Origin of the sequence: Methylobacterium adhaesivum (assembly GCF_022179065.1) — a bacterium.
GTDB classification, from domain to species: Bacteria; Pseudomonadota; Alphaproteobacteria; order Rhizobiales; family Beijerinckiaceae; genus Methylobacterium; species Methylobacterium adhaesivum.
This window is the reverse complement of sequence record NZ_BPQD01000020.1, coordinates 70,016-87,293: the sequence shown is the minus strand read 5'-3', so window position 1 is coordinate 87,293 and position 17,278 is coordinate 70,016. Positions and strand designations below refer to the sequence as shown.

General features: G+C 68.0%; 11 protein-coding genes and 1 pseudogene. 8 read left to right on the top strand and 4 right to left on the bottom strand.

Annotated elements, in window-relative coordinates:
* The first annotated feature begins 9 nt into the window (after nt 1–9).
* From fdhF to MFF01_RS15205, 3 genes are read left to right on the top strand one after another with little or no spacing between them, the layout of a single operon-like run.
* A complete protein-coding gene (gene fdhF / locus MFF01_RS15215; RefSeq protein ID WP_238226758.1) occupies nt 10–2,871 on the top strand; it encodes a formate dehydrogenase subunit alpha in 2,862 nt (953 codons plus the stop codon).
* Nucleotides 2,858–3,712: a formate dehydrogenase accessory sulfurtransferase FdhD gene (gene fdhD, locus MFF01_RS15210; protein WP_238226756.1), complete on the top strand. Its 855-nt coding sequence runs from the start codon at nt 2,858–2,860 to the stop codon at nt 3,710–3,712. The genes fdhF and fdhD overlap by 14 nt, the downstream gene beginning before the upstream one ends.
* Nucleotides 3,713–3,734: 22 nt before the next feature.
* Nucleotides 3,735–4,025, top strand: a complete 291-nt coding sequence (locus MFF01_RS15205; protein WP_238226754.1) for a formate dehydrogenase subunit delta — start codon at nt 3,735–3,737, stop codon at nt 4,023–4,025.
* A gap of 35 nt (nt 4,026–4,060) precedes the next feature.
* On the opposite strand, the gene MFF01_RS15200 is transcribed toward MFF01_RS15205, so the two are convergent.
* Entirely contained in the window at nt 4,061–4,795 is a 735-nt protein-coding gene (locus MFF01_RS15200; RefSeq protein ID WP_238226752.1) for a hypothetical protein, read from the bottom strand.
* Between the two features lie 751 nt (nt 4,796–5,546).
* Here MFF01_RS15200 and gltB point away from each other — a divergent pair.
* From gltB to MFF01_RS15180, 4 genes and pseudogenes are all read left to right on the top strand, one after another.
* Nucleotides 5,547–10,262, top strand: coding sequence for a glutamate synthase large subunit (gene gltB, locus MFF01_RS15195; RefSeq protein WP_373319767.1), 4,716 nt, complete (start codon nt 5,547–5,549; stop codon nt 10,260–10,262).
* Between the two features lie 55 nt (nt 10,263–10,317).
* Entirely contained in the window at nt 10,318–10,548 is a 231-nt protein-coding gene (locus tag MFF01_RS15190) for an antitoxin (RefSeq protein ID WP_238226750.1), read from the top strand.
* A pseudogene (locus MFF01_RS15185) lies at nt 10,549–10,949 on the top strand (type II toxin-antitoxin system VapC family toxin).
* A gap of 67 nt (nt 10,950–11,016) precedes the next feature.
* Nucleotides 11,017–12,447 (top strand): glutamate synthase subunit beta, encoded by a 1,431-nt coding sequence (locus tag MFF01_RS15180; protein WP_238226748.1) that lies wholly within the window; start codon nt 11,017–11,019, stop codon nt 12,445–12,447.
* A gap of 57 nt (nt 12,448–12,504) precedes the next feature.
* On the opposite strand, the gene MFF01_RS15175 is transcribed toward MFF01_RS15180, so the two are convergent.
* The 3 genes from MFF01_RS15175 to galE form a co-directional block, all read right to left on the bottom strand.
* Nucleotides 12,505–13,851 (bottom strand): SGNH/GDSL hydrolase family protein, encoded by a 1,347-nt coding sequence (locus MFF01_RS15175; protein WP_238226746.1) that lies wholly within the window; start codon nt 13,849–13,851, stop codon nt 12,505–12,507.
* 162 nt (nt 13,852–14,013) lie between these two features.
* Complete coding sequence (locus MFF01_RS15170; RefSeq protein WP_238226744.1) at nt 14,014–15,231, bottom strand: lytic murein transglycosylase; 1,218 nt, start codon at nt 15,229–15,231, stop codon at nt 14,014–14,016.
* A complete protein-coding gene (gene galE / locus MFF01_RS15165; protein WP_238226742.1) occupies nt 15,228–16,217 on the bottom strand; it encodes a UDP-glucose 4-epimerase GalE in 990 nt (329 codons plus the stop codon). Before galE ends, MFF01_RS15170 begins: the two co-directional genes overlap by 4 nt.
* Before the next feature lie 155 nt (nt 16,218–16,372).
* On the opposite strand from galE, the gene galU reads away from it, so the two are divergent.
* A complete protein-coding gene (galU, locus tag MFF01_RS15160) occupies nt 16,373–17,239 on the top strand; it encodes a UTP--glucose-1-phosphate uridylyltransferase GalU (protein ID WP_238226741.1) in 867 nt (288 codons plus the stop codon).
* Nucleotides 17,240–17,278: the final 39 nt, after the last annotated feature.

Sequence of the window (17,278 nt, the reverse complement as noted above, 5' to 3'; positions counted from 1 at the left end):
GCGCGACCCATGGCCCTCATCAAAGAGATCGACTACGGCACCCCGATCCGGGTGTCCGAACAGACCGTCACGCTCACCATCGACGGCATGAGCGTCACGGTTCCAGCCGGGACCTCCGTGATGGCCGCCGCCATGCACGCAGGCACGCAGATCCCGAAGCTGTGTGCGACGGATTCACTGGAAGCCTTCGGCTCCTGCCGCCTCTGCCTCGTGGAGATCGAGGGCCGTCGCGGCACGCCGGCCTCCTGCACCACGCCGGCCGAGAACGGCATGGTGGTCTCGACCCAGACGGACAAGCTCGCCAAGCTCCGCAAGGGCGTGATGGAGCTCTACATCTCCGATCACCCCCTCGATTGTCTGACCTGCGCCGCCAACGGCGATTGCGAGCTGCAGGACATGGCGGGTGCCGTTGGCCTGCGCGACGTGCGCTACGGCTATGACGGCGCCAACCACGTCAAGCCGACGTCCGAGCAGTACCTGCCGAAGGACACCTCGAACCCGTACTTCACCTACGACCCGTCGAAGTGCATCGTCTGCAACCGTTGCGTTCGCGCGTGCGAGGAGGTGCAGGGCACCTTCGCGCTCACCATCGAAGGCCGTGGCTTCGATAGCCGCGTCGCCGCCGGCCCGACGAACTTCATGGAATCCGAGTGCGTGTCCTGCGGCGCCTGCGTCCAGGCCTGCCCGACGGCGACGCTCCAGGAGAAGTCGATCATCGAGCACGGCCAGCCCGAGCATTCCGAGATCACCACCTGCGCGTATTGCGGCGTCGGCTGCTCGTTCAAGGCCGAGATGCAGGGCACTCGCGTCGTGCGGATGGTGCCCTACAAGGGTGGCAAGGCCAACGAGGGCCATAGCTGCGTCAAGGGTCGCTTCGCCTACGGCTACGCCACGCACAAGGACCGCATCACCAAGCCGATGATCCGCGACAAGATCACGGACCCCTGGCAGGAAGTGTCGTGGGAGGTCGCCATCGAGCGCGCGGCGTCCGAGTTCAAGCGCATCCAGGCGAAGTACGGCAAGGATTCCGTCGGCGGCATCACCTCGTCGCGCTGCACCAACGAGGAAGCCTACCTCGTTCAGAAGCTCGTGCGCGCTGCCTTCGGCAACAACAACGTCGATACCTGCGCCCGAGTCTGCCACTCGCCGACGGGCTACGGCCTGATGTCGACGCTCGGCACCTCGGCCGGGACCCAGGACTTCGCGTCCGTGGCCCATTCCGACGTGATCCTCGTCATCGGCGCCAACCCGACGGACGGTCACCCCGTCTTCGGTTCGCGGATGAAGAAGCGCCTGCGCGAGGGCGCCAAGCTCATCGTCGCCGATCCGCGCAAGATCGACCTCGTGAAGTCGCCCCACATCAAGGCCGACTACCACCTGCCCCTGAAGCCCGGTTCCAACGTCGCCTTCATCAACGCGATGGCACACGTCATTGTCACCGAGGGGCTGATCGACGAGGCCTATGTCCGCGAGCGCTGCGATCTCGCCGACTTCGAGGCCTGGGCCCGTTTCGTGGCCGATGAGCGCCACTCGCCCGAAGCCCAGGAGCAGTTCACCGGCGTCGATCCGGCCGAGCTCCGGGCCGCCGCCCGCCTCTACGCCACGGGCGGAGCCGCCGGCATCTACTATGGTCTCGGCGTCACCGAGCACAGCCAGGGCTCGACCATGGTGATGGGCATGGCCAACATCGCCATGGCCACGGGCAACATCGGCATGCTGGGCGCCGGCGTGAACCCCCTGCGCGGCCAGAACAACGTCCAGGGCTCGTGCGACATGGGCTCGTTCCCGCACGAGTTGCCGGGCTATCGTCACGTCTCGGACGATGCCACCCGCGAGACGTTCGAGTCCCTCTGGGGTGTCTCCCTCGACAAGGATCCGGGCCTGCGCATCACCAACATGCTCGATGAAGCCGTCGATGGCGCCTTCAAGGGCATGTACATCCAGGGCGAGGACATCGCCCAGTCCGACCCCGACACGCACCACGTCACCGCCGGCCTGATGGCCATGGAATGCATCGTCATCCAGGACATCTTCCTGAACGAGACGGCGAAGTACGCCCACGTCTTCCTGCCGGGCGCGTCGTTCCTCGAGAAGGACGGCACCTTCACCAATGCCGAGCGCCGCATTTCTCGCGTGCGCAAGGTCATGCCGCCGCTCTCCGGCGTCGGCGACTGGGAGGGCACGATGCTGCTCTCCAACGCCCTCGGCTACCCGATGAACTACAGCCACCCGTCCGAGATCATGGACGAGATCGCGGCGCTGACCCCGAGCTTCAAGGGCGTGAGCTTTGCCAAGATCGATGAACTCGGCTCGATCCAGTGGCCGTGCAACGACGCGGCGCCGCGCGGCACCCCGATGATGCACGTCGACCGGTTCGTTCGGGGGCTCGGCAAGTTCATGATCACCGAATACGTGCCGACGGAGGAGCGCACGGGGCCGCGCTTCCCGCTCATCCTCACCACCGGCCGCATCCTGTCACAGTACAATGTCGGCGCGCAGACCCGCCGTACGGAGAACTCCCGCTGGCACGAGGAGGACGTGCTGGAAATCCATCCGTTCGACGCCGAGGTGCGCGGCATCGTCAACGGCGATCTCGTGGCCCTGGAGAGCCGGTCCGGCGACATCGCCTTGAAGGCCGTCGTGTCCGAGCGCATGCAGCCCGGCGTGGTCTACACCACCTTCCACCACGCCAAGACCGGTGCCAACGTCATCACGACCGACTATTCGGACTGGGCCACCAACTGCCCCGAATACAAGGTGACGGCGGTACAGGTCCGGCGTACCAACCGGCCCTCCGACTGGCAGGCGAAGTTCTTCGAGGAGGACTTCTCCCTCACCCGGATCGCGACCCAGTTGAATGCTGCCGAATAACACAGGCCCTGAAAACCGGAACGCGTCGGCCGAAACGGCCCGACGCGTTCCGACCCTCGTCGTCGCTTACGACGAGGCCGTGGCCCGGCCGGACGAGCGCGACCTCGCCGTCGAGATGCCGGTCAACCTCGTCTACGGCAATGTGCCGTACGCGGTGATGATGACCACCCCGGCCGACCTCGTGGACTTCGCCTACGGGTTCAGTCTCACGGAGGGCATCATCGCCACCGCAGAGGAGATCCGGGGTGTCACCATCGAGGACGGCGAAGGCGGGCTGCGCCTCCTCGTCGATCTCGCGCCGGGACGGTTGCGCGAGCACCTCGCCCGGAAGCGGGCCATCTCGGGACGGACGGGGTGCGGTGTCTGTGGCATCGACGATCTCGGCGCCCTGCCGATGGCGGAGACCAAGGTGGGCGCCCCCGTCGTCGTCGGGATCGCCGCCGTGGAGCGGGCTCTCACGGCCCTCGGCGATACCCAGGTGCTCAATCGGCGGACCCGCGCGGTCCACGCCGCCGCCTGGGCCGACCTCGACGGTAACCTGGTGGCCGTGCGGGAGGATGTCGGGCGCCACAACGGTCTCGATAAGCTCATCGGCGCCCTGATGCGCGAGGGAGTCGATCCAGCCACCGGCTTCGTCGTCATCACGAGCCGGTGCTCGTTCGAGATGGTCGAGAAGGCCGCGAGCCTCGGCGCCTCCTTCGTGGTGGCGATCTCGGCGCCGACGTCCCTCGCCATCGACCGGGCGCGGCGGCACGGCATGACCCTCTGCGCCATCGCCCGCTCCGATACCCTCACGGTCTTCACTGGCCGTGAGCGCCTCATCCTCGCCCCCAGCCCCTGACCGCATTCACGCGAGCCTTCCCATGAGCGCCCTGACTTCCGACCAGAAGCTCGTTCGCATGGCGAACCAGATCGCCACGTTCTTTCGCTCCTACCCGGACGACGAGGCCGTGGCCGGCATTCACAAGCACATCGTCGCATTCTGGACGCCGAAGATGCGCCACGCCCTTGAGACTTTCGGGCCTCGGGAGGAGAGCGGTCTCGATCCCCTGGCGCTGAAGGCGATCAGCGAGCCGCCGCAGGCTGAGAGCCCGGTGCGGGCCGCCACCCGCGATCCCGCACTCCAGGGGGCCGGTGCGAGCGACGCTGGCTGATCGAGCCTCTCCCCTCGGCGGAGGCCGTCGCCGGATCAGTCCTTGGCGGGCTCCGTGGCGCCTGGGACCAGGGTGGCTCCGCCGATGACCCGAACCGGCTTCTTCTGATCGGCCGGCGGGTCTTTCCAATCCTTGGCTGCCTTTGTCTCCGGTGGCTGCACGGCGGCCGGAGTCGCCGCGGTGGCGTTCGTGGCCGGGGTCACGGGTTTCGGGGCTTCGAGGGCAGCGGTGGCCGGCGCCGGTTCGGGAGTCGGCCGCGCGGGCGGTGTTTCGGACAGTTTGGGCGCTGCCGGGATAGCCTTCGGAATGACCGGCTTCGGCGCGGAATTCAGCCGTGCCGCCTTCGTGGATGCTTCGGTGCGTCCCCTGGCGTCGGGATTGAGCCCCATCGGATTGCGATCGGGAAGGTCGGTCCGGGCGGATGGTGCGACGTCGAGGGGCGCACGGCGCGGCGACGGATCGAACCGATCGCCCGGCGGCACAATCCGTTCGACCTCGCGGATCGGACGACGGGGAACCGCTTCCTCCTCGGTCCAGCCGTAGCCGGGGGCTGGACGCGCGGCCCGCATGGGCGGCGGTGACGCAGCGAAGGCGAGGCGCTGACGGCGCAGAATGGCGCCGTCGTGTGCATCGACGAACACCCTGACTCGTTCGCCGTAGGGATCGTCGGCTTCGACCACGTAGGCGCGGCCATCGAAGAGGGGACGGGATACGGCGGTGAAGCCGCGATCGTTCAGGCGCCATACCACGACGCGCGGTGGCATCGGCATGTCACGGTCGTCAAACCCCTGTGCCGCTGCGAATCCCGACCCGATGACGGACAGGACAAGACCACCCGCCAGGGAGGCAAGCTGGGGTTTTCCGCGTCGGTTGCCGCCGCGCGCGTTCACAAAACCTCGCATGGTACCCCGTTCCAATGGCACCTCGTTCCAGATATCTCGATCCGGAGGCCCGCTGTTGGCGCGGGTCCTCCGGTGGGGCTCCGCCATGGCCTCGCCCCCGCATGCCGCTTGTGCCCGGCAACGCTCTGTTAACTGCGGGATTGGGGCGGGATTGCGGGCCGTTCCAGGCGGGACTCTGTCCGCGGGATGCCGTGCCGGGCCATGGAGTGATCCCCCTGCGGCAACGGACCGTCCGCGGAAATGTCCGCGCGCGCGGAAAAGAAGAGACCAGCAGCGGTACGCCCCTTGCTGGACCGTTTAAAATCTGTCACTTTCCATCGTTAGGACAGCAAGGCTGTCCCATTTCCGGGGCGGTGGCTTCCCGGATGGCCAAGGATCTCCGCGGGTGACGTTTCCGGCGAGCAAACGAGATTCCAAGACGATCACCCAGTGGGTGATTTGGGCCCGCACGGCTTGAGATCAAGCCGGCGTCGCGCCCGCGGGTCACGGGCGCTTCCTCACCGAAGTCCCCTTGAGACAAAATCCCGCCGAGAGCCGACGCTGGCGAATGATGCACCTGGGCGCCCCATGGCGTTTGGGCACGAAACATGCTCGCGAGCGAGCACGTCGGAGGCGAGGGATGGTGAGCGTGGTCGCATCTGCTGAATTCGGGGCGCTTCAGGCGTCGGTTCCCGCGACGCGCGACGGTGGCGCGCCGCTGATCGTGCGCGACCGTGCCCTGCCGAAGGCCCAGGGCCTGTACGACCCGGCTCGTGAAGGCGACGCCTGCGGTGTCGGCTTCGTCGCCGACATGCATGACCGGCGCACCCACGCCATCGTCGCCCAGGGGCTTCAGATCCTGAAGAACCTCGACCATCGCGGCGCCGTCGGGGCCGATCCCAAGATGGGCGATGGCTGCGGCATCCTCACCCAGATCCCCCACGCCTTCTTCAAGGCCGAGTGCGAGGGTCTCGGCATCGCCCTGCCGGAGCCCGGCCATTACGGCGTCGGACAGTTCTTCCTGCCGAAGGACGCCGAGGCCCGCCGGCTCATCGAGGAGATCGTCGAGAAGGCCCTGGCCGAGGAAGGCCTGCCGCTGCTGGGCTGGCGCGACGTGCCGGTGGATCCGAGCGACCTCGGCGTCATGGTCAAGGAAACCGAGCCGCACCACCGTCAGGTGTTCATCGGCCGCCCGGCCGCCATCGCCGACGAGGACGCCTTCGAGCGCCGGCTCTTCATCGTCCGCAAGGTGATCTCCAACAAGGTCTACGGCCTCAAGGACCCGCGCGCCGACATGTACTATCCCGTGTCGCTGTCGACCCGGACCATCGTCTACAAGGGCATGGTGCTGGTCACGCAACTCGGCGACTACTACCGCGATCTGCAGGACGAGCGTTACGTCTCGGGCCTCGCCCTCGTGCACCAGCGCTTCGCCACCAATACCTTCCCGACCTGGCGCCTGTCGCACCCCTACCGGATGGTCGCGCATAACGGCGAGATCAACACCCTGCGCGGCAACGTGAACTGGATGGCCGCGCGTCAGGCCAGCGTCGATTCCGAGCTGTTCGGCAACGACATATCGAAGCTGTGGCCGATCTCGTACGAGGGCCAGTCCGACACGGCCTGCTTCGACAACGCCCTCGAGTTCCTCGTGCAGGGCGGCTACTCCCTCGCCCACGCCATGATGATGCTCATTCCCGAGGCTTGGGCGGGCAATCCGCTCATGAACGAGGAGCGTCGCGCGTTCTACGAATACCACGCCGCCCTGATGGAGCCGTGGGACGGCCCGGCCGCCGTGTGCTTCACCGACGGGCGCCAGATCGGCGCGACGCTGGACCGCAACGGCCTGCGCCCGGCCCGCTACCTCGTCACTGATGACGGCCTCGTCGTGCTCGCCTCCGAGATGGGCGTGCTGCCGATCCCCGACGAGAAGATCGTCGAGTCCTGGCGCCTTCAGCCCGGCCGGATGCTGCTCATCGACCTGGAGAAAGGCCGCATCGTCTCCGACGAGGAGATCAAGACCGAACTCGCGGCCGCGCACCCCTATGCCGAGTGGGTCAAGAACACCCAGATCGTGCTCGAGGACCTCAAGCCCGTGATCCCGCGCGCCTCGCGCTCGGACGTGTCGCTCCTCGATCGCCAGCAGGCCTTCGGCTACAGCCAGGAAGACCTCAAGCTCCTCATGGCGCCCATGGCCGTGACGGGTCAGGAGGCGGTCGGCTCCATGGGCACCGACACGCCGCTCTCGGCGCTCTCGGACAAGCCGAAGTCGCTCTACTCCTACTTCAAGCAGAACTTCGCGCAGGTCACGAACCCGCCCATCGATCCGATCCGCGAGGAGGCCGTGATGAGCCTCGTCTCGTTCATCGGCCCGCGCCCGAACCTCCTCGACATGGAGGGGGCCTCGCGCAAGAAGCGCCTCGAGGTGCGTCAGCCGATCCTCACCAACGGCGATCTCGAGAAGATCCGCTCGATCTCCCACTTCGAGGACCGGTTCGACACCCGCACCCTCGACATCACCTTCCCGGCCGAGACCGGAGCGGCCGCCATGGAGGGCGCCGTCGACCGCCTGTGCGACCGGGCCGAGGCCGCCGTGCGCGGCGGCTACAACATCATCATCCTGTCGGATCGCGGCGTCGGCCCGGATCGCATCGCGATCCCGGCGCTCCTCGCCACGGCCGCCGTGCACAACTACCTCATCCGCAAAGGTCTGCGCACCTCCGTGGGCCTCGTGGTGGAGTCGGGCGAGCCGCGCGAGGTCCATCACTTCGCGTGTCTGGCCGGCTACGGCGCCGAGGCGATCAATCCGTATCTCGCCTTCGAGACCTTGATCGCCATGAAGGACGAGTTCCCGCCGGACCTGACGCCGGACGAGATCGTCTACCGCTACATCAAGTCCATCGATAAGGGCCTGCTCAAGGTCATGTCCAAGATGGGCATCTCGACCTATCAGTCCTATTGCGGCGCGCAGATCTTCGACGCCATCGGGTTGAACTCGGCCTTCGTGGCGCGGGACTTCTTCGGCACGGCCACCACCATCGAGGGCATCGGCATGGCCGAGGTCGCGGAGGAGACGGCGCGTCGGCACACGGATGCGTTCGGCGACGCGCCGGTCTACCGCACGGCGCTCGATGTCGGCGGCGAGTACGCCTATCGCCTGCGCGGCGAGAGCCACACCTGGACGCCGGATTCCGTGGCGACCCTCCAGCACGCCGTGCGCCTCGGCCTGCCCGAGCGCTACCGCGAATACGCGCGCCTCGTGAACGAGCAGGAGAGCCACCTCAAGACCATCCGGGGCCTGTTCCGGATCCGCCAGGCGGCCGAACTCGGCCGCGCGCCCGTCGAGATCGACGCCGTCGAGCCGGCGGCCGACATCGTCAAGCGCTTTGCCACGGGCGCCATGTCGTACGGCTCCATCTCGAAGGAGGCCCACGAGACGCTCGCCATCGCGGTGAACTCGTTCGGCGGCCGTTCGAACTCGGGTGAGGGCGGCGAGGAGGTCGAGCGCTTCAAGCCGATGGCGGACGGGCGCTCGCGCCGCTCGGCTATCAAGCAGGTGGCGTCCGGGCGCTTCGGCGTCACGACGGAATATCTCGTCAATTCCGACATGATGCAGATCAAGGTCTCGCAGGGTGCCAAGCCCGGCGAGGGCGGCCAGCTGCCCGGCCACAAGGTCGATGCCAAGATCGCCAAGGTCCGCTACGCCACCCCCGGCGTCGGCCTCATCTCGCCGCCGCCGCACCACGACATCTACTCCATCGAGGATCTGGCCCAGCTCATCTTCGACCTGAAGAACGTGAACCCCGAGGCCGACGTCTCGGTGAAGCTCGTCTCCGAGGTCGGCGTCGGCACCGTGGCCACGGGCGTCGCCAAGGCGCGCGCCGACCACATCACCATCTCGGGCTTCGATGGCGGCACGGGCGCGGCGCCCCTCACCTCGATCAAGCACGCGGGCGGTCCGTGGGAGACGGGGCTCGCCGAGACCCAGCAGACCCTGGTGCTCAGCCACCTGCGCGGACGCGTGGTGCTCCAGGCCGACGGCGGCATCCGCACGGGGCGTGACGTGCTCGTCGCTGCCCTGCTCGGCGCCGATCAGTTCGGCTTCTCCACCGCGCCCCTCATCGCGGCCGGCTGCATCATGATGCGCAAGTGCCACCTCAACACTTGCCCCGTCGGCGTGGCGACCCAGGACCCCGTGCTGCGCAAGCGCTTCAAGGGCACGCCCGAGCACGTGATCAACTACTTCTTCTTCGTTGCGGAAGAGCTGCGCGAGCTCATGGCGGCCATGGGCTTCACCAAGCTCGAGGATCTCATCGGCCGGGCCGACTACCTCGACACCCTCGAGGTCATCGAGCACTGGAAGGCCAAGGGACTCGACTTCTCGAAGCTGTTCCACCGGCCCGAGGTGCCCGAGCACGTCGCGATCCGGCACACCGAGCGCCAGAAGCACCCCATCGACGACGTGCTGGACCGGCGCCTCATCGCAGGGGCGGGAGCGGCCCTCGAGAACGGGGAGGCCGTCGTTGTCGAGGACGTGATCAAGAACTCGGACCGCACCGCCGGCGCCATGCTGTCGGGGGCCGTGGCCAAGCGCTACGGCCACGAGGGCCTGCCCGACGACACCATCCGGGTGAACCTCGCGGGCACCGCCGGCCAGAGCTTCGGCGCTTGGCTCGCGGCGGGCGTGACCGTGGTGCTCACGGGCCATGCCAACGATTACGTCGGCAAGGGTCTGTCCGGCGGCAAGCTCATCATCCGCCCGTCCGACGCTCTCAAGGCGCCGGCCGCGCACACGATCATGGCCGGCAACACCGTGCTGTACGGGGCCATCGCGGGCGAGTGCTACATCCGCGGATCGGCCGGCGAGCGCTTCGCCGTCCGCAATTCCGGCGCCATCGCGGTGGTCGAGGGCATGGGCGACCATGGCTGCGAGTACATGACCGGTGGTGTGGTGGTCTCCATCGGCGAGACCGGGCGCAACTTCGCGGCCGGCATGTCCGGCGGCATCGCCTACGTGCTCGATTCCGATGGCTCGTTCGCGGCCCGCTGCAACCTCTCCATGGTCGATCTCGAGCCCATCGAGGAGGAGGACGACATCATGCGTCGCTTCCACCAGGACGGCGACCTCGAGACCAAGGGCCGCGTCGATATCCTCGCCGACATGTCGGGTCACGACGAGGAGCGCCTGAGCCAGCTCATCACCAATCACCTGAAGTACACGGGCTCGCCGCGTGCCAAGGAGATCCTCGACAATTGGGCGGAGTTCCGGACCAAGTTCGTCAAGGTGATGCCGGTGGAGTACCGCCGCGCGCTGCGCGAGATGGAACTGGCGCGGATGCCCGTGGCGGCGGAGTAGGGGCTGACGACGGGCGAGGGCCTCGGGGGATGAAGCGGCTCGGAGGGAGTGTCGTATGATCGAGCGACGGGTGGGGCTCCAACGTAAGGGCACGGGACAAGCCATCGAGATTCCGGCCGAGTTCGCTCTACCGGGAGAGGAGGCGCTGTTGCCCATCGAGGGCGGGCGTCTGACGCTGGTGCCGCTCACCCGGCCCTCGTTGCTAGAAACTCTCTCGGACCTTGAGACCATCGATGAGGACTGGCCGGACATCGAGGATCGCCTCCCCGAACCGGTCGCTCTGTAGGTGCGCTATCTTCTCGATACGAACATCCTCTCGGGGCTCGTTCGCGTCCCGAGAGGCCCGCTGGCGCAAAAGATCGCCGAGATCGGCGAAGCCAACGTCTACACGAGCATCGTCGTCGCCGCCGAACTCCGGTTCGGCGCGGCCAAACGAGGATCGGAGCGATTGTCCCGGCAGGTCGAGACGGTGCTTGGGGCCATCGACATCGCCCCGTACACGGTTCCGGTCGATCGCGTGTACGGGAGGTTCGTCGACATCTGGAACGGATCGGGCAACCGATCGGTGCGAACGATTTGCTGATCGCGTCGCATGCACTGTGCGACGCCAGTATCATAGTGACCGACAATGTCGGTGAGTTCTCGCGTGTGCCGGGGTTGCGCGTCGAGAATTGGCTCGAGCGCTAGCGCATCCGCGCAAAGGATTGGGTCTCCGCTTCGCGCGAGGGACGGACGTCAGGTGGGGCTTTAGGTTATGGGCAAGATCACGGGTTTCCTCGAGTTCGACCGGCAGGAGCAGAAGTATCAGCTCGCCGCCGATCGCGTGCGGCACTTCCGCGAGTTCACGCTGCCCCTCGACGAGCACGACCTGAAGAAGCAGGCGGCCCGTTGCATGGATTGCGGCATCCCGTTCTGCCACGGTGACACCGGCTGCCCGGTCCACAACCAGATCCCCGACTGGAACGATCTCGTGTTCCAGTCGGACTGGGAGGAGGCGGCGCGCAACCTCCACTCCACCAACAACTTCCCTGAATTTACCGGTCGTATCTGTCCGGCGCCCTGCGAGGAGGCTTGCACCCTCAACCTTGAGAACCAGCCGGTGGCGATCAAGACCATCGAGCAGGCCATCGCCGACCGCGCCTGGAATGCCGGTTGGGTGAAGCCCGAGCCGTCCGCACACCGCACTGGCAAGAAGATCGCGATCATCGGCTCCGGCCCGGCCGGCCTCGCCGCCGCGCAGCAACTCGCCCGCGTCGGCCACGATGTCCACGTGTTCGAGCGTGAGCCGAAGGCCGGCGGCCTGCTCCGCTACGGCATCCCCGACTTCAAAATGGAGAAGCGCCACATCGATCGGCGCGTGAAGCAGATGGAAGCGGAGGGTGTCCGCTTCCATTACGGCGTCAATGTCGGCGTGACGAAGCCCCTGGACGAGCTGACAGCCGAGCACGACGCCGTTCTGTTCGCCGGCGGCGCCGAGGACCCGCGCAACCCGCAGCTGCCGGGCCAGGATCTCGTCGGCGTGCACTACGCCATGCCGTTCCTCGTCCAGTCGAACCGCCGGGTCGGGGCCGAGCCGATGCCGGGCAACGGCGAGCTGCCGATTCTCGCGACTGCGAAGAACGTCGTCGTCATCGGCGGCGGCGACACGGCGTCGGATTGCGTGGGGACCTCGTTCCGCCAGGGCGCCCTTTCGGTGACGCAGCTCGATATCCGCCCGCGCCCGCCGGAGCGCGAGGACAAGCTCTCGGTCTGGCCGTACTGGCCGACGAAGATGCGGACCTCGTCGAGCCAGGCCGAGGGGGCCGAGCGCGAGTTCCAGGCAGCGACCCTGCGTCTCGAAGGCAAGAAGGGCAAGCTCACCGGCGTGGTCTGCACCCGCGTCGACGAGAAGCGCCAGCCGGTTCCGGGCGGTGAGTTCGTCCTGCCCGCCGACCTCGTCTTCCTGGCGATCGGGTTCGCCGGCTCCGTTCGCAAGGGCCTGCTGGAGGAGTCCGGCGTCACCATGGACAGGCGCGGCAACGTCACGGCCAACACCGTCGATTACCGCACCTCGAACGAGAAGATCTACGCCGCCGGCGACATGCGTCGCGGTCAGTCCCTCGTGGTCTGGGCGATCCGCGAGGGCCGGCAGGCTGCGCGCGCCATCGATGAGGCCCTCATGGGCGCCAGCGTCCTGCCGCGCTGAGACCAACGACGGGCGGGACCGGGACGCCTTCGGTCCCGCCCGGCCGATCCCGTTCGATCAGCCAGGGGGCCAACGGAAATCGTCGGCCCGACCGGGTTGGGTGACGGGCGCCGCGCCGCGCAGGAGTGCCCGCTCGACATTCCCGGACGGATCGGAATCGCGGGGGCGTCCGCTCACGAGGGTTCCGCCGGGCGCGATCTCACCGCGCCCCAGCGGCACCACGGGTCCGGCGGCCGGCTTGACCGGCAGGGCCGGAATGCCGGGCGGCTCGGGCAGGCTCGGCAGCATGGCGGTAATCTGCCGATCGATGGCGGCTGCGTCGTCGAGGCGGGGAGTCTCGCCCTCCGCCGGGGCGGTGGGCGCTGTTGCCACGGGCGCTGTGGCGGCTGGGCTCGTCCCCATCATCCGCTTAAGTTCGACATCGGCGAAGTGCGCGAGCTTGCGCGCGCCGGCCTTAGTGAAATGCACGCCGTCCCCGGCGCGCAGCTTCGCTTCCTGGCCCTCGAGATCCGGTCCCGTGGCGGCGTAGCGGTTCCGGTCGTCGACGAAGCCCGGCCAGATGTCGACATAGGTCTGGCCCGCCTTCGCGACGTACCTGCGGGCGATGTCGTTGATCTCGGCGAGATCCTTGGTCAGGGATTCGCTCCGCATGGGCGGCGCGCCGACCCAGACCAGCGGGATCGCGTGATCCGTGAACACCTTGACGAACGCCTCGACCCGCTCGCCGTAGAGCTGCCGCCAGCGTTCGGTCAGGGGCTCGACGGTCTGATCGCCGTCGCGGATGGGCTGGCGGTCGTTGGCGCCGACCATCACCAGGGCATAGGCGATCTTGGGATTGGTCTTGAGGTAGTCCTCGGCGGCCTTCGGCCAATCGACCAGATCCTTGCGCACGAGGCCGCTATCGGCGCGCGAGCGATCGACCACACCGATTTCGGTGTTGTCCTCGAACACGTCGGTAAGGCCGGTGCCGAGGGAACCCGCGAGGGAATCGCCGAACACGGCGATACGGGTCGTGGGCTCGACCTTGGGCACCACGGGCTTTGGTTGGGCGATGACGGGGGCCGGGCGGGGCTTGCGCCGTACCGCGCGCGGCTCGTCGGCATAGGCCGGCGTCCGGGGCCGGGGCGTCGGCCGCATCGTCGGCGCGGGCACCGGCTGAGCCTGTTGCGGACGGTCCTCCCACGGCCAGTAGAACTGGCGCGGCGCCTCCTGGGGCGGGGGCGCGTAGCGGCGGCTCGATTGGCGGGCACCGTAGCCGCCGTCGTCGCGATAGTACTCCCGAGACCGCCGCGAGGGTGCGTCGTAGGAATCCCCCCATTGCGCTGCCGCCGGCGGCGCCGCGCCGAGGAGCAGAACGAGGCCGGTCAGGGCGGACCAGGCCGCGCGCGATGCCGGCACCGTCATGAAAAGCCTTCGTCTCGACGCCGGGCGGTCCGGCTGGATGCCCGTATCCTAACCGAGGAACGTGTCCGGGTCTAAGTGGGGCTCTCGCGCTGTCCCGGTTTCGTCGCCGCCCAATCGGAGAGCCATGGAGCGGCGCAACGCTTCCCGGGCGGTTGCCGCGCGTTAGGGACGTCCCCGGAGGTGATCGAGGAGGGCGGGTGTCGCGTAGCCGTCCGCCGGCAGGCCCTGCTCGATCTGGTAGCGGCGCACGGCCTCGCGCAGCTTCGGTCCGGCCCGGCCGTCGGCCTCGCCGCCATAGAGGTTGCGTGCGGACAGTCCCGTCTGCAGGGCCTGGAGCCCGGCCTTGTCGAGGCGGGCCGTGCCGTTCGGCCAAGGGGCGGCGAGGGGCGGCCCGCCGGCAAGGCGATCGGCGAGGTGGCCGACCGCCAGGGCGTAGGAATCGGAGGTATTGTAGGCTCGCATCACCTCGAAATTATCGGTGATGAGGAAGGACGGGCCGCCGAGGCCGCCGGGCAGGTACAGGCTGGCGTTGCCCGAAGCTGGGAAGGGTTTTCCGTCCGTCCGTCGCACGCCCCGACGCGCGAAATCCGACAGGTCGGCACGGTAGGCCGTGAGGTCGAAGTTCGGGGGCAGGGTCACGGCGTAGCCCCACGAGACGGCCGGATTCCAACCGAGCGACTTGAGGAAGTTGGCGATGGAGGCCAGTGCATCGGCCTGCGAGTTCCAGATGTCGCGATGCCCGTCCCCGTCGAAATCGACCGCCTGGGCGAGGAAGCTCGACGGAAGGAATTGAACCTGTCCCATGGCCCCGGCCCACGAGCCTTTCATGGCACCCGGGGTGATGTCTCCGCGCTCCAGGATCGTGAGGGCGGCCAGGAGTTCGTCACGGAAAAGGGGCCCGCGAAAGCCGGCCTGGGCGAGGGTCGTGAGGGCCCGGATCGTCGGCACCGTGCCGGCGCTGGCGCCGAAATCGGATTCCACGCCCCAGAACGCGAGGACGATCCATCGCGGGACGCCGAAGCGCGCTTCGATGGCCGCGAGGGTCGTGGCCAGCCGCGCCGCCTGGGCCTGTCCGCGCGCGATGCGGCCGGGCGAGACGGCGCCGACGAGGTACTCCCAGACCGGACGGGCGAACTCGCCCTGGCGCCGGGTCCGCGCCAGGACGTCGGGATCGGCCCGGGTCACGTCGGCGAAGGCCGCCGCGAAGGTCGTGGCCGAGATGCCGCGCGCCAGGGCCTCGGGCCGCAGGGCTTCGATGAAAGGTCGTAGATCCTGTGCACCCGCCGCCGGCGGCGCCGGCGCGGAGGGCCGGGTGGGGGCGGCGTCCGCCAAGCCGACCGCCGCCAGCAGCAGCGCGAGGCCGAGGGGCGCGGCCTTCACAGGCGGTTGCGCTTCGTCAACGCATCCTCCCAGGCAAGCGCCTGGGCGACGATCCCGTCGAGGCTCGCGTGGCGCGGCGTCCAGCCGAGGCTGCGGATGCGGTCGGCCTGGGCGATGATCCGTGCCGGATCGCCGGGTCGGCGCGGGCACAGGCGAACCTCGAAGTCCCTGCCCGACACGCGCTTGACCACCTCGATCACGTCAAGGACGGAATAGCCCTGTCCATAACCGCAATTCATCGTCAGGCTCGCGCCCCCGCCGCGCAGGTGGTCGAGGGCGACGCGATGCGCCTCGGCGAGGTCGGAGACCTGGATGTAGTCGCGCAGGCACGAGCCGTCTGGGGTCGGGTAATCCGTGCCGTAGACGTCGAGGTGGCTGCGTTGCCCGAGTGCCGCCTGGGTCGCGACCTTGATGAGGTGGGTGGCGTTGGGAGTGGATTGCCCCGTGCGCCCGCGCGGGTCGGCGCCCGCGACGTTGAAGTAGCGGAGGATGACGTAGGTGAAGCCGTGGGCCCGCGCGGCGTCGGCGATCATCCATTCGCTCATGAGCTTGGAGCGGCCGTATGGATTGATCGGCGCGGCGGGCAGGTCTTCCGGCACCGGCACGTGATCGGGCTCGCCGTATACGGCCGCCGTGGAGGAAAAGATGACGTGGCGTACGCCCTCGCGGACCGCCGTCTCGATGAGGGCGCGGGTCTTGACGGTGTTAGCGAGGTAGTAGCCGAGGGGGTCCGCCACGGAGTCGGGAACCACGATGCGCGCCGCGAAGTGCGCCAGGGCGTCGACCCCGTGCTGGCGGATCGTTTCGGCCACCAGGTCTTGGTCGGCGATGTCGCCGACGACGAGGGTCACTTCCGGCGGCAGGGCCCAATCGAAGCCCGTCGAGAGGTCGTCGATCACGACGACCTTGTCATGGCCGGCGTCGAGGAGGGCAAGAACCATGTGGCTGCCGATATAGCCGGCCCCACCCGTCACCAAAACCGCCATGATCGTTCTCCCGCGAACCGTCAGGTAACGATATATCGCAAATTCACCGCATCGGTTATGCCGTCTTACAGCCACGGTGTGCCATCGGGCTCGGGATGCTATCGTGCGTCGCCTCCGAGGCTCGCTCCACATTACTCGATTCCGGGTCCCGTTCGATGAAACCGATTCGTAAGGCCGTCCTTCCCGTCGCGGGCCTCGGGACCCGTTTCCTTCCCGCGACGAAGGCGGTGCCGAAGGAGATGCTCACCGTCGTCGACCGGCCCGTGGTGCAGCACGTGGTCGACGAAGCGCGCGAAGCCGGCATCGAGCATTTCATCTTCGTGACCGGGCGCGGGAAGGCGGTGATCGAGGACCATTTCGACATCTCGTTCGAGCTCGACCGGATGTTGCAGGAGCGCGGCAAACAGGCGGCCTACGAGGAGCTGAAGCGGGATCTGCCGGCCGCCGGACAGACGAGCTTCACCCGTCAGCAGGAGCCCCTCGGTCTTGGCCATGCCGTGTGGTGCGCCCGCGAGATCGTCGGCGACGAGCCTTTCGCCGTGCTCCTGCCGGACATGCTCAGCCGTGGTTGCATGCAGCAGATGCTCTCGGCCTACGAGCGGCACGGCGGCAACGTCATCGCCGTCGAGGAGGTGAAGCCCGAGGAAACGCACCAGTACGGTATCGTCAGCGTCGGCGAGACGTTCGGCCAGACCTTCGAGATCACCGGCATGGTCGAGAAGCCCAAGCAGGGCACCGCCCCGTCGAACTTCATCATCTCGGGCCGTTACATTCTCCAGCCGGAGATCTTCGAAGTCCTGTCTCACGGCCGCAAGGGGGCCGGTGGCGAGATCCAACTCACCGATGCGATGATCGAACTCGCTAAGGCTCAGGATTTCTTCGGCATGCGCTATGCCGGGCGCACCTACGATACGGGTTCGAAGCTCGGCTTCCTCACCGCCAACATCGCCTACGCCCTGGAGCGCAAGGACCTCGAAGGTCCCCTGCGGGCCGAGATCGCCCGGTTGCTGGCCCAGGATTGAAGGCACCGCCACGGCGGCGGACACCCTTAGCGTTCGCCT